Source organism: Roseibium sp. QJM3NY_11 (assembly GCF_056173175.1).
Genome location: NZ_CM149660.1, coordinates 5458677 through 5473443, shown reverse-complemented (window position 1 = coordinate 5473443; position 14767 = coordinate 5458677). Strand labels below are relative to the sequence as shown.

At 61.7% G+C, this 14767-nt stretch carries 13 protein-coding genes and 1 tRNA gene; 8 read left to right on the top strand and 6 right to left on the bottom strand.

Annotated elements, in window-relative coordinates:
* Positions 1 to 60: 60 nt before the first annotated feature.
* From AC0VX3_RS25010 to AC0VX3_RS25000, 3 genes are all read right to left on the bottom strand, one after another.
* The gene (locus tag AC0VX3_RS25010) at positions 61 to 2229 is read right to left on the bottom strand and encodes a hypothetical protein (RefSeq protein ID WP_475522782.1); all 2169 of its coding nucleotides are present in this window, start codon (positions 2227 to 2229) and stop codon (positions 61 to 63) included.
* 183 nt (positions 2230 to 2412) lie between these two features.
* Positions 2413 to 3555: a tRNA epoxyqueuosine(34) reductase QueG gene (gene queG / locus AC0VX3_RS25005; RefSeq protein WP_475522781.1), complete on the bottom strand. Its 1143-nt coding sequence runs from the start codon at positions 3553 to 3555 to the stop codon at positions 2413 to 2415.
* A gap of 66 nt (positions 3556 to 3621) precedes the next feature.
* A complete protein-coding gene (locus AC0VX3_RS25000; protein WP_342891416.1) occupies positions 3622 to 4314 on the bottom strand; it encodes a glutathione S-transferase family protein in 693 nt (230 codons plus the stop codon).
* Between the two features lie 379 nt (positions 4315 to 4693).
* Between AC0VX3_RS25000 and AC0VX3_RS24995 the strand changes: the two genes are divergently transcribed.
* On the top strand, positions 4694 to 5500 hold the full coding sequence (locus AC0VX3_RS24995) for an undecaprenyl-diphosphate phosphatase (protein WP_475522780.1): 807 nt from the start codon (positions 4694 to 4696) through the stop codon (positions 5498 to 5500).
* 483 nt (positions 5501 to 5983) lie between these two features.
* Here AC0VX3_RS24995 and AC0VX3_RS24990 read toward each other — a convergent pair whose 3' ends face one another.
* Positions 5984 to 7012 carry a helix-turn-helix transcriptional regulator gene (locus AC0VX3_RS24990; RefSeq protein ID WP_475522779.1) on the bottom strand — a complete coding sequence of 343 codons (1029 nt, stop codon included), beginning with the start codon at positions 7010 to 7012 and terminating at the stop codon, positions 5984 to 5986.
* 253 nt (positions 7013 to 7265) lie between these two features.
* Here AC0VX3_RS24990 and AC0VX3_RS24985 point away from each other — a divergent pair, with 253 nt between their 5' ends.
* On the top strand, positions 7266 to 7502 hold the full coding sequence (locus tag AC0VX3_RS24985; protein WP_342891413.1) for a YjiS-like domain-containing protein: 237 nt from the start codon (positions 7266 to 7268) through the stop codon (positions 7500 to 7502).
* A 34-nt stretch (positions 7503 to 7536) separates the two neighbouring features.
* Here the strand turns inward: AC0VX3_RS24985 and AC0VX3_RS24980 are convergent, their stop codons facing one another.
* Complete coding sequence (locus AC0VX3_RS24980) at positions 7537 to 8799, bottom strand: MFS transporter (protein WP_475522778.1); 1263 nt, start codon at positions 8797 to 8799, stop codon at positions 7537 to 7539.
* Positions 8800 to 9146: 347 nt separating this feature from the next.
* Positions 9147 to 10121, bottom strand: a complete 975-nt coding sequence (locus AC0VX3_RS24975; protein ID WP_475522777.1) for a complex I NDUFA9 subunit family protein — start codon at positions 10119 to 10121, stop codon at positions 9147 to 9149.
* A gap of 198 nt (positions 10122 to 10319) precedes the next feature.
* Between AC0VX3_RS24975 and AC0VX3_RS24970 the strand changes: the two genes are divergently transcribed.
* The 6 genes from AC0VX3_RS24970 to AC0VX3_RS24945 all read left to right on the top strand — a co-directional run bounded on the left by AC0VX3_RS24970 (position 10320) and on the right by AC0VX3_RS24945 (position 14699).
* Positions 10320 to 10406 (top strand) — tRNA-Leu (locus AC0VX3_RS24970).
* Positions 10407 to 10605: 199 nt separating this feature from the next.
* Positions 10606 to 11790 (top strand): tyrosine-type recombinase/integrase, encoded by a 1185-nt coding sequence (locus tag AC0VX3_RS24965; protein WP_475522776.1) that lies wholly within the window; start codon positions 10606 to 10608, stop codon positions 11788 to 11790.
* A 30-nt stretch (positions 11791 to 11820) separates the two neighbouring features.
* Positions 11821 to 12396, top strand: a complete 576-nt coding sequence (locus AC0VX3_RS24960; RefSeq protein ID WP_475522775.1) for a hypothetical protein — start codon at positions 11821 to 11823, stop codon at positions 12394 to 12396.
* Positions 12397 to 12496: 100 nt separating this feature from the next.
* Positions 12497 to 12700: a helix-turn-helix transcriptional regulator gene (locus AC0VX3_RS24955; RefSeq protein WP_475522774.1), complete on the top strand. Its 204-nt coding sequence runs from the start codon at positions 12497 to 12499 to the stop codon at positions 12698 to 12700.
* Entirely contained in the window at positions 12697 to 13605 is a 909-nt protein-coding gene (locus tag AC0VX3_RS24950; protein WP_475522773.1) for a DUF7146 domain-containing protein, read from the top strand. The genes AC0VX3_RS24955 and AC0VX3_RS24950 overlap by 4 nt, the downstream gene beginning before the upstream one ends.
* Positions 13602 to 14699 (top strand): AAA family ATPase, encoded by a 1098-nt coding sequence (locus AC0VX3_RS24945; RefSeq protein WP_475522772.1) that lies wholly within the window; start codon positions 13602 to 13604, stop codon positions 14697 to 14699. Before AC0VX3_RS24950 ends, AC0VX3_RS24945 begins: the two co-directional genes overlap by 4 nt.
* Positions 14700 to 14767: the final 68 nt, after the last annotated feature.

Below are 14767 nucleotides of genomic sequence, written 5' to 3'. Positions count from 1 at the left end.
GTCCCCGGGCGGTCTTGTGGTCCGGCCGGGGCTGCTTGGGTCAGTGGCCCTGCTGCCTGCTCAGTTCGCCGTGACGCTGACGTTCAACAGATCCGGCAGGGTCTGCGGTGCGGCCAGGCTGCCGAGGATCTGGGCGAGCGGAACAGGGCCTTTGGGCGCAAGCTTTATCCGCAGGTCGCCCGGATTGTTCAGGAACCTGGAGGCGGCTTCGCTCACCATGCGGGTGAAGGCCTGGTTGCCGATGGGTGCGGTCGCCTCGGCGACCTGCGCGATCAGGGCTTCGCGGAAGACGTTTTCCGGAATGCCCTCGGCTTCTGCGACATGGGCAATGCCCTTTGATGTCAGCCCGGCATCCTTGAAGATCAGGGACGCCTCGACGAATTGCGCGACGATCAGGGCCATCTGGCCCTGGTTCTCCGGATCCTCGAACAGCGTCCTGGGCACATTGGCGAAACGGGCCGAGAATTCCGCGCGTCCTAGCCCTTCGATATCCAGCATCATGCGCTCCAGGCTCAATTCCAGCGTGGCGTCGTCCCAGTAGAGGCGGGTTTCATCCGACCAGACCACTTTTTCAAGGCCAAGGGCGCGGAAGAGCGCCCGTACTTCGGGATCTTCGAGGGCGCTGACCGGAAACCGGATATCCTCATTGCGGACATGGAAACTGGTGGGCAGGGGAGGAACCGTGGTGGCAACGGTCATCTCCGCCGATCCGACCCGTGTGCGTCCAATGTGCGGCACGGTGACATCCAGTCCCTTGACCTCGTATCCGAAGGACCGCGGCATGAAGGCCCGGGCAACGTCGAGCGGATGCTCCTCGCCGAAATCCGGATCGGCCATCAGCGTGCTGATCATGGCGCGCATCGGCGTGTAGTCGGCGAACTCGATGTCCTTGACGGCCGCCCAGTCGATCTTGAGAGAGCCGCCGTCCGGCAGGTCCGGTGCGTCGAGACCGACCAGGATCATTTCGCCGATGCCGTTTGAACCGACCTCGGACATCGCCATTTCCGCGATGCTGAGGTCGACACCCTTTTCCGGTTCCGGGGACGGGACCTTCACGCTGATGCCGCTGATGCGGGCATCCGTGATGCCGAACGACCGGTAGAGCTGGAACATGCCGGTGATCAGTTCGTCCGGCGCAGGCGCCTTTTTCGCGAGCAGGCCGTCGAACAGCTCAAGGAGCGTGTTGTCCCGCTTGGTGACGGTCAGATCGCTCATGGTAGCGCTGTCGATGGCGATATCGACCGCAATTCCGTCCGGCATGTCCTGGCGCGAGGAATAGTCGATCGTGGATCCGGAGCCGATCAACGTCACGGTGTCACCGCTTGCCGGCACATCCGGATCGAACAGGTCGACCAGGGCGGCGCCATCGATGTTCGAATAGATGGTTTTGCCCTGGCGCGTTTCCTGCGCGAGCATGCTGCCGGAGGCCGGATCGCGTGTCCGGAAATTCTGTGTGACGCTGTCGAAGGAATGTTCGCCACCCCGGCCGTCGGCCGCGTCGGCCATCCGGTAGCCGTCCAGTTGCATGGTGCCGGAAAACACAAGCGTGTCGGTGCCGTCTTCGGTCGCATGGGCTTCCATGGTCATGCCCGTGTTGTCGACCCTGATTTCATCAAAGGACGTCAGCAGCGCAGCCCTGATGGCGGGCAACCATCGGCTGAGGGGGCGCTGCGGATCCTCCGCCGGGGCCTGTAGCAGCGTGAAGCTGTAGTCTGTCGCCGACGCTCCTGCCAGACGGCCGTCGATTTTCAGGCGGCCCTTGCCCTCGGCCGATGCGGTGACGACAAATCTGGTGTCGTCCGAATAGACCCAGTGTGCGGCCTCGAATTGACGACGCTCGTGGCTGAAGCCCGTGATGGTGACGGTGCCGCTCGTCAGCTTGATGTCGTAGGTCAGGTCGGTCAGCCTGGACGGATCGATGTCTGTTGTGCTGCCGCTGCCGGTGATGTCGATGTCGTCCGCCGGCAGGTTCTTGATCGTTCCGCTCATGGAGAACGTGCTGTCTGAAATGGTCAGCGTGTCGCTGGCACTGTCGTAGTCGACGGCACCGGTCTCAAACCCGAGACCAAGCTCTTTGAGACCATCGGCATAGGCCTCGAAAGCCGCTTTGCCGGTGTCCTGGGCAACGGCGGCTCCGGACACCAGCACCAGCGCGGTACAGAACGAAAGAAGCCGGAGGCGGGTTTTGGCGCAATGCGGAGGCGAAACGGACAGGGAATTCGTGAACAAGGTCTTGGCTCCAAACCGGAAGATCGGAAATGACCACTCGGGGAAGGGTCTCGCCCGATATGGAGGCATATCTGCGGCCATTCCATGACTATGACCCAATCTCATGACAAGGTCGATTCACAAGGTGGGCAGAAACGGGCGGGCAGAAACGGGCGGCCTGAAACGGAAATGGGAGGACGGAAATCAGGGCAGGGCGGCCAGCCACTCCGCGCGCACATCCGCGTTCTCTTCCGCAAGGATCGCATGGTCTTTCTCCGACTTGAGCAGATCCGCGGGCGCCAGCTTGCGAAATGCCCACACGGCGGTGCTCCTGACGACAGCATCGGGATCGGCCAGATGGCGCCGGACAGGCTCCAGCAGTCCGGGATCGCCGCTGTTGCCGGCGGCGATCAACACGTTGCGCAGCAACCTGTTGCGGCCGATCCGCTTGACGGGCGAGCCGGAGAACAGCTTGCGGAACGCAGCGTCGTCCAGCGTGAGGAGATCCGACAGGCGGGGGGATTTCAGGTCCTCCCGGGCAACAAGCTTTGCTTCGCGGGCCGCATCGGCGAACTTGTTCCAGGGGCACGCGGCGAGACAATCGTCGCAGCCGTAGATCCGGTTGCCCATCGCCTTGCGGAACTCGCCGGGAATCGGACCGGGATGCTCGATGGTCAGGTAGGAGATGCAGCGCCTTGCGTCGAGCTGGTACGGTGCCGGAAAGGCGTTTGTCGGGCAGTTGTCGAGGCAGGCCCGGCAGGAGCCGCAATGATCGCGTTCCGCTCCGCTCGGCGGCAGCTCCAGCGTGGTGAAGATCGACCCGAGAAAGAACCACGAGCCGAGCTTGCGCGAAACCAGGTTGGTGTGCTTGCCCTGCCAGCCGAGGCCGGCGGCCTCTCCGAGCGGCTTTTCCATCACCGGCGCGGTGTCGACAAAGACCTTGACGTCACCGCCCGCCCGCGACACCAGAAAACTCGCCAGTTCCTTCAGCCGTCCCTTGATGACGTCGTGATAGTCGCGGTGGCGCGCGTAAACGGAAATGCCGCCGCTGCTCTTGTCATCCAGATGCGCCAGCGGATCGTCCTCCGGCGCGGTGCCGGGGCCGTAATTCATCGCCAGCATGAGTACGGAGCGGACTTCCGGCCAGAGCGCGGGCGGCGACCCGCGCCGGTCGGCGGTCTCCGCCATCCAGCCCATGGTGCCGTGATAGCCCTGGTCCAGAAAGCGGCGCAGCCGGCCCTTGGCTTCCGGGATCCCGTCGGCGGGTGCGATCCTGACATCGTCGAAGCCGAGCGCGGATGCCTTCTCGGCAAGGGCGGTCAGGAGTTTTGTGGTTTTTTTATCCAAGACTGACCGCAGCGTCTGTAGGGCCGTGAGATAGGAAACGGAGCCCGAAGCTTAGGCCCGGCACCCTTAAAAATCCAGATCCGCATAGGTTGAGGCGGGCGGCATGCCAAGCACCTTTTCGCCGAGCAGCGGGCGCATGGACGGGCGGGACTTGACCCGGGCGTACCAGCTGCGGATGTCCTCCTCGTCGCTCCAGGGCACCTCGCCGAGGTAATCGGCGCAGGACAGGCTGGCCGCGAGGGCGAAATCGGCGAAGGTCAGCCGGTCGCCCGCGATCCAGCGGCGCGAGGCGACCAGGTAGCCGAAATACTTCAGGTGATGCTGGATATTGGCGCGGGCAACGCGCAGCGCCGCGGAGTCCGGTTCGCCGCCACCGGCCGATTTGGGCATGATCTGCTTGTAGAGGCGCTCGCGCACCAGATGACCGACCACTTCCTGATCGAACTTGCCGAGGCTCCACTCCACCAGCCGCCGGGTTTCGGCGCGCGCTTCCGGGTGATCGGGCATCAACCGCCGGTCGGCGACCGCATAGCCGCGGGTCTCGTCGAGATACTCCATGATCGGACCGGGTCCGCAGATCGCCGGCCCTTCGTTTTCCACCATCACCGGAACCGTCCCGGCGGCGTTCAGCATCAGGAGCTGTTGCGGCCGGTCCCAGGGGTTCACGTGGCACTCCTCGAAGGCAGCGCCGTATTCACTCAGGATCAGGCGAATGAACCGGGAGGAGGGAGAGAACGGATGGTGGTAGAGCGTGAGCATGTCAGGTCAGGACCTGTGATCAACAGTGAATGGACGCGGTCCGGCCGCGCCGCGCCCGCGTGCCGGCCGGACGGTTCCCCGCACGGACGCGCCGTGTCTGCAATCAAATCGGCTCATGCCACATCATTCCTGTTTTCGGACCGGTTCCCGGGGTTAAGAGCCTGAACTGTGGCAAGACTACGTCGCGGGCCGCCACCGGCGTCAGGGAACGCGTTAACGGAGAGTTTGCCATCAATATGGTTATCAAGGGTTTGACGGGACCCTTCGGCTTCGTCAAATAGGTGGCGGCACGACGAAGCATGAGGAGGGCGGACCTTGAACCGCCACTCATAGCCGGTCAGGCCGGATGTCATCAAGCCCCTCGGAGACAAGACACGCAATGGACGGCCAAACGATCGTAAACGCTCTGATCCTGGGGATTGTCGAGGGGCTGACCGAATTCATTCCGGTGTCCTCCACGGGGCACATTCTGTTGCTGGGTCATTTTCTCGGCTTCGAAAGCACCGGCAAGACCTTCGAGGTGCTGATTCAGCTCGGTGCCATCCTGGCGATCCTGACGGTTTATTTCGGCCGCCTGTGGCAACTGACCATGGCCCTGCCGTCCGACCCGGCCAGCCGTCGCTTCGTTTTCGGCATCCTGATCGCCTTCCTGCCGGCCGCCGTGATCGGCGTGATGGCGCACAGCTTCATCAAGGAGGTGCTGTTCGAGAGCCCGGCGCTGATCTGCACCACCTTGCTGGTCGGCGGCGTGATCCTGTTGTGGATCGACCGGCTGCCCCTGAAACCGCGCTACACCAACGTCATGGATTATCCGCTGCATCTGTGCCTGATCATCGGTTTCTTCCAGTGCCTTGCCATGGTGCCGGGGGTGTCGCGCTCCGGTGCCACCATCGCCGGCGCGCTGCTGTTGGGCACTGACAAGCGTTCGGCCGCCGAATTCTCGTTCTTTCTGGCCATGCCGACCATGGCCGGCGCCTTTGCCTATGATCTCTACAAGAACCGCAACGTGCTCTCCATGGACGATGCCGTCATCATCACGGTCGGCTTCATTGCCTCCTTCATTGCCGGAGTGTTCGTGGTCAGGGGCCTGCTGGATTTCGTCTCCCGCCACGGCTTCGCCCCTTTCGCCTGGTGGCGGATTTTCGTCGGCCTTGCCGGTTTCACGGGACTTTATTTTCTGGGCTGAGGTGAGACGGGTCTCTCGCCGGATCACACCACCACCGCCGCCTCGGCCCTCAAGTCCATCGGCTCTGATCGGCCGGTCTTTTGGCGTCACCCCGGCCGACCGCAGGGAAAACCGGGGCCCACGCGTTTCCAGAGGTTTCGCGTCGGGCCGAGCGGCCGAACTGCAATCAGTGCCGCCTCGGCAAGCGGTGTTGGTCAGCGGGGCCTTTGTCGGAATTTCGGCAAGACCGCTTGTTGTCCCTCTCCCCCCTTGCGGGGGAGATGTCTCCGCAAGGAGACAGAGGGGGGGCAACCTCTCGGCGCACTCAGGGTTTCAGAAATTTGCCGCAGCGCTGCACCCCCCCTCTGTCAGCAATGCGGACATCTCCCCCGCAAGGGGGGAGACAGGCGCAAGCGGCAAGTCGCTCATGTCCCAACAGGACACCGGGAGGCCATGCCCATCACAACGCTGGATGAGGCAAACAGCCGGGGGGGAAGTTGTGCCTCACGCAGGCCGGTCAAGGTCCCTGCCATCCCCGTAAAGCGCGCTCAGTTCCCCGAGTTCGCGCGCCAGCTCGGCGCGCAAGCCCTCCGGGCCAATGAGTTCGGCGCCCGGCCCCAGCCAGCGCACCAGCGGCAGGATGCGCGTGCGTGCCGTGGAGGGAATGCTGATCAGGACCCGGCCGTCCTTCGCCGGGGTGAACACCGCGTGGCGGTAATACCAGTCGGCGCCCAGTTTCTGGGCCTGGCGCGGGGTGATCAGGATCTTGGCGATCTGTTCGTCCTGCTCCCAGCGGCGCATCGCCCTGGACAGCCAGACACCGCCGAGCAGGCTCTGGATGGAAAATTCCCTGTCGGGCCGGAAGAACAGACCGCTGATCTCCAGATTGCGCACCCTGTCGGCCCGGTAGACCTTGACCAGGTCGGTGTCCACGCAGCGTCCGGCCAGATACCACAGATCGCGGTCGAACAGGACGCCGCGCGGCTCGACGTCATGGGCCTTCACGGTTTCCCGGGACGGGTTCACATGCTCGAAGCGCACGCGCCGGCTTTCCAGGATGCCCGCCATGAAGCCGTCCAGCGCCTGCTGCCAGTCCCCGGTCGGTTCCGCCTTGGTGCCGGAATGAAAAATGTCCGCCGGGATCGGCTCGATGCCGACGATCCGCTCGGCCTGTTTGAACAACCCGTGGACGTTCTTCGGCAGCGAGGCCAGCAGCTTCTGTTCCGCGGAGGCAAGATCGGCGGCGAGCGGCACCGTCCGGCTGGCACGCACCAGCGCCATCGCCGCCAGCAGCGCCGCGGTCTCGTTGCGGGTCAGGGCGACGGGCGGCTGCAGGTAGCCGCTGGCGAGCCGATAGCCGCCTTCCGCGCCCCGCGCTGCGTCCACCGGAACGCCGAGCGCGATCAGCCGGTCGATGTCGCGGTAGATCGTCCGGAGCGACACCTGGAAGCGCTCCGCGAGCACCGTTGCCGGGATGAGTTTGCCGCCGGTCAGAAGCAGCAGGATGCCGAGCGCGCGTTCAATCGGGTTCATGCGGGAAGGCCTTGCGGGTTGGGATGATCAAAAAAACATAACCCGCGAACAGAACGGGATCAAACCTGACTCCCTGCTGTCAGGATTGCCCTGTCATTGTTCTCCTGTCCCCGAAAAACGGAAGACCCGCTCGGGACCGACAAACGAAAACCGCCCGGCCCCGCACCGCTTTGATCGACCCTTCGTGATGGCGGCGGCGCTGGCCGGACTGCAAAGGTGAGAGTGTCCGCCGGGATACTCCGGGAGAAGTGAGATGAGCGTTGAGATCGATACCGTATTCCGCAGCCGGGCAAACAGCCGCGGCCTCCTGCTGTCTGCCCTTGGTGTATGTGTCGCTGAAGTCCGGCGCTATTTTGCTCGCAGGGCTACCAACAGGGCTCTGGCCCATCTGAGCGAGACGGACCTCAAGGACATCGGCCTGGTGCGCACCCGCTACGGCTACCGCGAACTGCATCACGACCGGCTCGGGGCGACCTGGTGGAACGTGTAACAAGGAACCCGGCGGCTGCAGGGCAGCCGCCGGGTCAGCCGCCTGACTTGCGGGTCAGGGCCTTGATCTCCGGCTTGTTCCACGCCAGGAACATCACGATCAGCGCACAGACGGCCGCGACGATGACGCCGTAGAAGGGCAGATCCAGGTCGAGACCGATCAACTCGCCGCCGACCAGCGAAATCACCCCGGCGACCAGCGTGAACACCGCGATCGTCACGCCCATCACCCAGCCCTGTTCCTCGTCGCCGACCGCCGCCGAATAGAGCCCCAGAAATGTCGGATAGGCGATGCCGAAGACGAAATAGAAGCAGAACACCGGGATGAAGGTCAAAAGCGCGTTCGGCGCGGCGATGAAGGCCGCCGCCGACAGGGCCCAGACCGTGAAGGTGATCCCGAGGATCGCCTCCTTGCTGAAGCGTTTCTGCGCCGGCACCACCAGGAAGGTGCTGGAAAAGGCCAGGGCGAAGCCGATGGTCAGCATCACCATCGATCCGCCGAGGGTGCCGTAGCCGAACCGGCTGGTGAGATAATTGTCGACGAAGATGTAGAACGACATGTTGGCGATGTGGAACAGCAGGAACACCACCGTCAGCCGCATCACCTTCGGATAGGCCCTGATCTTCAACATGAGTTCGAAGATTTCCGCAGGGCGGAACACGAACGGCGCACGCTCCGCCTGATCATCGCGCGCGTCGCGGAACCCGAACAGCACCAGCACGATGGCCATCGCCACCAGCGCGAAACAGGCATAGAACGGCAGCTTCACGCTGGCCATGCTGCCCAGGATCGCCGGGTCCGAGAGGACCCCGCCGATGATCGGACCGCCGACCAGGCCGAAGCTGACGCCGGTGATGATGTAGCCCATGTTGCGGTTGCGGTCTTCGTCGTCCGTGCTGCCGTCGATCATCGCGGCCTGGGCGATCGGCTGGTTGCCGGCGGTCAGTCCGGTGATCGCCCGCCCGAGGATCAGCAGGGCGAAACTGTTCAGGTAGAGCGCGGCGATGGTCAGCGCATAGCCGCCGAGGGCGCCGACAAGACAGATCAGGATGGCATTCCTGCGCCCGATCACGTCGGAGATCTTGGAAATATACGGCGCGCCGAAAAACCAGCACAGAAAAAACACGCCGATGATCAGCCCGTAGTCGAAGTGGCGCGCGGCCTCCGGCGTGTCCGCCGGCAGCATCGAGGTGCCGGGCGTCATGACCAGGCTGTTGAGGATCGGAAACACCAGCCCCTGGCCGAGCATGTCGACGAAGACGATAAAGAGCAGGGTGATTTTCGCAAGCAAGGACATCGGCGCCTCCTGTTGCAAATGACGGTAGGCGATCCGGGCCTGCCCGGCAATGGTGGAGGAGGGGCGCCTATCGGACTCGCTTTTCCCCACCCGGCGTCATACCGGACGCTCTGCAGCGCAGCTGCATGGCCAGAGCCGGAACCCGGCGCGTCATTCGCGCCGCAGGCGCGTCTTTATTGGTAAGTTCAAATTTTAACCGGATCTTGTGCGCGCTTTCGCGCGCGCTGACTTGCCGGGTTCCGGATCTGCGCGCAGGTGCACTGCACCTGTCCGGAAAGACGAACGGAGGGTTTGTCAGCAGTCCGAGGCGGGCCCGCGCCCGCCTCCTCAAAACGAGTTCCCGCGCGTTACGCCGGGCGGTGGGCGTCGTACTGGCCGTGCTCGCGGAACCGGTCCAGATAGGTCGGCAGGATCGCCGCCAGCGTGGCGGGCGAAATGCCGATGCCTTCCAGGGTGCGGCCGTCGGCCTTGGCCGCATCGGAGACCACATTGTCGGTCTTCAGAAGCTCCACCTGATCGGCGGTGAAGGGCGCCATCGGCAGCATCTGGAACACCTTGCCCATGGCGGAGGCGACCGGGAACGGGATCGGCAGCAGCACGCGCTTGCGCAGGGTCACCTCGAGGGTCTCCTCCAGGCAGTCGCGGAAGCTCTTGACCTCCGGCCCGCCGAGTTCATAGACGGCGCCCGCGCTCAGCTCACCGTCGACGGCGCGCCCCACGGCCTCGGCCACGTCGCACACATAGACCGGCTGGAACTTTGTCTCGCCGCCGCCGAGCAGCGGCAGCGCCGGCGAGAACCGCGCCATGCCGGCGAACTTGTTGAAGAAGTCGTCTTCCGGCCCGAACACGATCGAGGGCCTGAGGATCACCGAGCCGGGCAGGGTCTCCAGCACCCCGGCCTCGCCCACCGCCTTGGAGCGGGCATAGGCCGACGAACTCTCCGCATCCGCGCCGATGGCGGACACATGCGTGATGCCGGCGAGACCCGCCGCACGGGCGGCCTCGGCGATGGCGCGCGGGCCGAAGGCCTGCACCGCGTCGAAGGTCTGCTTGCCGGAGGGCGCCAGGATGCCGACCGCATTGACCACCGCGTCCGCGCCCTGGACGGCCCGGTCGACCGACCAGCGGTAGCGCAGGTTCGCCTGCACCGGCATGATCTGGCCGACCGCGCCGAGCGGCTGCAGGTGGGTGGCCAGGTCCGGCCGGCGCACGGCCGCGCGCACCCGGTAGCCGCGCTTGGCCAGCGCCTGGACGATGTGGCGGCCGAGAAAGCCCGAAGCGCCGAAAACCGTGACGAGTTTGCCGTTGAGGGGTGTGGACATCGCTGGAAATGCCTTTTGTCGCGTCCGAAGGGGGGAGGCCGCCGTTTGTTCACGTTTCCCGGCGCTCCGCTGAAGTGTTTCTTAGCCCTTTGACGCGGTGCTGTGAAGGGCTTGGCGGCACCATGGCACCGAGAAGTGAAAAAAGTCACCTTCCCTGATTGACAAGGCCCACCCCCGCCCTTACAAGCCCCCCTCACGGCCCAGGTGGCGGAATTGGTAGACGCGCTAGCTTCAGGTGCTAGTGCTCGAAAGGGCGTGGAGGTTCGAGTCCTCTCCTGGGCACCAAATTCCCGTTTCGGACAGTCTACCAACGTCCGAAACACTCAAAAAAAGCTCCGGTTCTCCGGGGCTTTTTTTTGTTTCTGGTGTCCGACGTTGTCCGACGGGGGTTGTTGGTATCCGATGCATTTGTTGGTACCATTTCCCCGAAAAGACCAACAAGCTTGGGATTCGTATTGGTCTTTTTGGAAATGCGAGACCAACAATGCCGCTGACCGATGCCCAGATTCGCCGGCTGAAAGCGCCGGAAAAAGAGAAAAAGCTGAGCGATAGCGAAGGCTTGTATCTCCTGCTGAAGCCATCGGGAGGTCGATTGTGGCGCATGGCCTACAGGTTCTCCGGAAAGCAGAAGGCCCTGGCGCTGGGCCAGTACCCGCATGTTGGTCTGCTGGAAGCGCGGCGCAAAAGGGATGCGGCAAAGGCTCTGCTCGCCAGGGGCCTCGATCCATCACAGGAAGCGAAGGTGGAAAAGGCCGGGGCCGCTCTCTCGAACGGGAACACGTTCAACCTCATCGCTGACGAGCTTCTAGAGAAAATGGGACGGGAAGGCCTGGCAAAGACCACGCTGACCAAGCGGCGCTGGCTTCTGGACATGGCGAGGGCAGATCTTGGCAAGCGCCCGATCAGGGACATCACGGCTTCCGAAATCCTGGTCCCGCTGCGCAAGGTGGAGGCGCTGGGCAATTATGAAACGGCCCGCCGGCTGCGCGCGACTGTCGGTCAGGTCTTTCGCTATGCGATCGCAACGGCGCGTGCGGAAAACGATCCGACCTTCGGCCTCAAGGGCGCGCTGACGACACCCAAGGTGGTTCACAGGGCGGCTATCACCGACTGGCAGCGCCTTGCAGGGCTCATTCGCTGCATCTGGGACTACGAAGGTTCCTACGAGACCCGTGCGGCACTCAAGCTGATGGCGCTGCTCTATCCGCGGCCCGGAGAACTGAGATTGGCCGATTGGGCCGAATTCGATCTGGCAAAGGCCACTTGGACGGTCCCCGCAGCCCGAACCAAGATGCGTAGGGAACACAAAAAGCCCTTGTCTGGTGCTGCAGTCGAAATCCTTCAGGACCTGCACCAGTTGACCGGAAACCGGCCGCTGGCCTTCCCCTCTGTTTCTTCACCAAAACGTCCTATCAGCGAGAACACCATGAACGCCGCGCTGAGACGGATGGGCTTCACCAAGGAAGAGATGACCTCTCACGGCTTCCGGGCGACTGCCTCGACATTACTCAACGAGAGCGGCAAGTGGAATCCGGACGCGATTGAGGCTGAGCTTGGGCACGTGGGTGCTGATGAAGTGCGAAGGGCCTATCACCGGGCAGCCTATTGGGAGGAGAGGGTGCAGATGGGGGAGTGGTGGGCAGAGAGCCTTCTTGACCGGCTGGATTGAGTTGCGCCAAGTCGAATAGGGAGAAAGTTCATGGAATTGGACGTTTTACATTGGTCTTTAAAAGCTTATTGGACGCTTGAAGAAGCTGCCCAGATTTGTCTTGGTCTGGAGCCATTGCAGGCACCTGAGGGTGAATACGCGGGCAATTTAGTGGGGCTTCCACCGGGTGTGCCGATGGCGGTTGAAGAACTCTACGATTCGATTTGCCGCGCACAGGTTATGGGTGATCTCGATTGCCGTGAAGTGAATTCGACGTTTGTTGTTAGACCATTGGAATTGCTGGATTGGTGTTATGTACATGGCCTCGTTTTTGGCGATGATTTGGCTTACGAAATTGAAGAGCTAGCTCGAATTAAGGCAGGCAGTAGACCGGTCACCGAATCGCAAGAAAATGTCCTTGAATTGAGAGAACGCGAGAGCTTGCTAAAGATAGTCATCGGTGTGGCAGTGTCGCGCTATGCGCATGACCCAAAGGCTAAGCGAACAGAAACTGCAAAAAAAATAGCGTCAGATTTAGCGATTTTGGACCTTTCTTTAAGTGAGGATACGATCCGTAAGTATCTGAAAGAGGGAGGAGATCTTCTGCCACAGGACGTAACAGAATAAATCCCACTAACCGAATACGGTTAAGCGCTAACCGAATTCGGCCTCAAATCCTTTGAGGCTTCCTAGAACGGCTTCGTGTTAAAAAAAACGAGGTTGTTCCATGACTGACCAACTCAAACTTCCCCAGACCGGCTTCCTCAGGCTGAAATCCATAATTGCTCCTAATGGGCCCATCCCGGTCAGCAAGTCCACTTGGTGGGCTGGCGTCAAGGACGGGCGCTTTCCGAAACCCGTGAAACTCGGTGAGCGTATCACCGTCTGGCAGGTCGAAGACATCCGCGGGCTTCTGGATAAGCGCGCATGAGGTTCCGAGAAAAGTTTACTCAACAGGAAGCACGGGGGAGCTTGAGGGCTTCCGAAATTGCGCATCTCGCCAGGCTCTCGGGAGGTGAGGTCTATCGTGAAAGCGCGCTCATCCCCGGCCCAGGTCACTCCCGGGAAGACAGGTCTCTTCAGGTCACACCCAACCAAGACGCACCCTGCGGCTTTATCGTTCATAGCTACGCCGGTGATAATTGGCGCAACTGCCGGGATTACGTTCTGGCTCTCTTGGGGCGCCGTTCAGTTGATGCGACAAAATGGCGAAGGCCTTCACATGCTCATACAGACCGGTTCGAGGCAGACAACATCCGCAAGATCCAGTTTGCCCACCGGATTTGGTCGGAGGGCATCCCAGCGATGGGCTCGCCGGTCGAAACCTATCTGGCATTTCGAGGTTTGACGATCCAGCCTGAAATCACATGTCTGCGCCACCACGCTTCATGTGTATTCAAGCGCGAGAAGGTCGAAGCAATGATTGCTCCGATAGTGAATATTCGGACGAACTGCTTTCAGGGGATCCACAGGACGCGATTGAGCCCCAAGGACAAGGCAATGCTTGGACCTGCAAAGGGCGGCTGTGTGAAATTGAGTGGCGATGATGAAGTCACAGAAGGTCTTCACATTTGTGAGGGTATCGAGACAGGTCTTGCACTTTTGCAGGCCGGATTCCGCCCGCTCTGGGTTTGCCTGTCTTCAAGCGGCATATCCTCTTTTCCGGTTCTTCAGGGCATCGAGTGTCTGATGATCTTTGCGGACAATGACCTGAACGGTGCCGGCCTGAAAGCGGCAAGCGTTTGCGCGAAACGTTGGAACAATGCCGTTAAAGAGGTCCACGTTCTTCTGCCGAAAGATTCTGGCACAGACTTTGCCGACAGGAGGGCACGGTGACTGGCCTGATTAGTCCCGAACGATGGCAAACAGAAAATGCCAGAAACGTTACCGCAAACGCTTTGGCAAGCAACTGTGTCGGTCGCAAAAAACCCAAGCGCTTCTGCGACCTTTTAGACACAAATACACTATTGGCGACTGAATACCCCGAGCCCCGCTGGATCGTACCTGGCTATCTTCCTGAAGGCTTCTCTGTACTGGCCGGCAGGCAAAAGCTCGGAAAAACATGGTTGGCGATAGACTGGTCGATTGCTGTGGCAACAGGCGGCGATGCGATGGGGAATATCGGCTGCGATCAGGGCGACGTCCTCTATATCGACATGGAGAACGGTCTTCGGCGCATCAAGAAGCGGATTGAGACGCTTTTTCCCGACAACCCACCCGACTTGTCGCGGCTTCAATGGGCAACAGAGACAATATCGCTGAATGCGGGCTTCATGGATGCGATTGAAGCGTGGCGCGTCAATGCAACCGATCCAAGACTGATTGTGATTGACGTGCTAACGCGGATTAAGTCCCCTGGGTCTCGTTCGCGCAATGCCTACGAAAATGACTACGCTGCATATGCCGGCCTGCAGAATTGGGCGATTGAAAATGGTGTCGCATTGTTGGCACTACACCACACCCGAAAAGGTGGCGCTGAAGATCCGCTCGAGGCTTTGTCCGGATCAAATGGTCTCTCGGCCGTGGCTGATACAACGCTGGTGTTAGATCGGAATTCGAACGGCTTCACACTATATGGACGAGGCCGTGATCTGCCGGAAAAGGACACGGCATTGAATTTCGAAGGTGGTCACTGGACCCTACAGGGTGAAGCGTCGGAAGTTCACCGTTCGGAACAGCGCTCCAAGATCATGTCTGTTCTCCGTGATGCGACCGAACCTATGGTGCCCGGTGCCATCGCGAAGGTGACCAGCATGAAGCCGGGTAATGTCCGCAGGTTGCTGAGCAAGATGGTGGCTGATGGCGAAGTGCACAAAACCGGGCGCGGCCAATATGTTCATCCCGAAAACAAGCATTCTACTACCGACAGTCCCGATACGATCACCGCCGGTAACATCGGTAACAATTCATCAAGCAATGTCTCTTCGTAAGTTCAGGCGCGGGCAAAGTTACCGCTGTTACCGATGTTACTGCACCTTGGACCCGAGGCCACGAGCTG